The sequence below is a fragment of the Paracoccus marcusii genome (assembly GCF_006151785.1).
In the GTDB taxonomy this organism is placed as follows: Bacteria; Pseudomonadota; Alphaproteobacteria; order Rhodobacterales; family Rhodobacteraceae; genus Paracoccus; species Paracoccus marcusii.
Window position 1 is genome coordinate 1 of the sequence record NZ_VDDD01000262.1, and the last position, 1056, is coordinate 1056.

Annotated in this window: 1 protein-coding gene; it reads right to left on the reverse strand. The window is 63.8% G+C overall.

Features of this window, described 5'->3' with window-relative positions; genetic code table 11:
* Positions 1-57: 57 nt before the first annotated feature.
* Positions 58-990, reverse strand: a complete 933-nt coding sequence (locus FHD68_RS18670) for an IS5-like element ISRhba5 family transposase (protein ID WP_007803217.1) — start codon at positions 988-990, stop codon at positions 58-60.
* Positions 991-1056 lie beyond the last annotated feature (66 nt).

Below are 1056 nucleotides of genomic sequence, written 5' to 3' on the forward strand. Positions count from 1 at the left end.
ACCGGCGTTGTTGCAGAAAGTCGGCCTGAGTTGTGAGTGCCCCTTTCCCATTCAGTTTCATGCCACGCGGACGACGTGGGCGGTGCCGAGCGCGTTGAAGCGATTGACAAGGGCGACCCGGATGTGGATTTCGGCGGTTTGGCGATCTGGATCCCGCGCGGCGATGCGCTCACCGAAGGCCTTCAGGCATCGCATCTTGGCCTCCACTCGGCTACGGGCGTGGTATCCGGTCCACCGCTTCCAGAATGCCCGACCGTAGTGACGCGTGGCGCGCAGGGTTTCGTTGCGCGCCTTGGCAGCCGGGCAGTCCTCTTTCCAAGCTCGACCGTTCCTTCGGGTCGGTATGATTGCCGTGCCACCGCGTGCGATGACGGCGCCGTGGCAGCGGCGGGTATCGTAGGCACCATCCGCGGTCACGGTGCCGATGTCCTCGTCCTCGGGGATCTGGCCCAACAGGTCCGGCAGGACTGGGCTGTCGCCTTCCCGGCTAGGGGTGAACTCGACGGCCCGGATATCCGAGGTGGCGATATCCATCGCCAGATGCACCTTGCGCCATTGGCGGCGGCCCTGAACGCCATGCTTGCGGGCCTGCCATTCGCCGTCGCCAAGAAACTTGATGCCGGTGCTGTCCACCAGAAGATTCAGCGGCCCTTCGGCACGGCGATAGGGGATCTGCACCTTGAGGGTCTTCTGTCTGCGGCACAGCGTCGAGTAGTCCGGAACGGGCCAGTCTAGCCCTGCCAGGCGCAGGAGGCTCGCGACCATTCCGGCTGTCTGCCTGAGCGGTAGCTTGAACAGAACCTTGAGCGACAGGCAAAACTGGATCGCGGCATTCGAAAAGACCGGCGGGCGCCCTGGGCGTCCCTCATGCGGCGCGTGCCAGGTCATCTCCTTGTCCAGCCAGATCAGCAGCGATCCGCGCTTCCTGAGCGCATCGTTGTAGCTGGACCAGTTCGTCGTGCGGTAGCGGGCGGGCTTGGGCTTGCTCATGCAGATCGTCTAACCGCATGGATTCCCGATGTGAATCCTTCACCGACTGAGTTCTGCAACAACGCC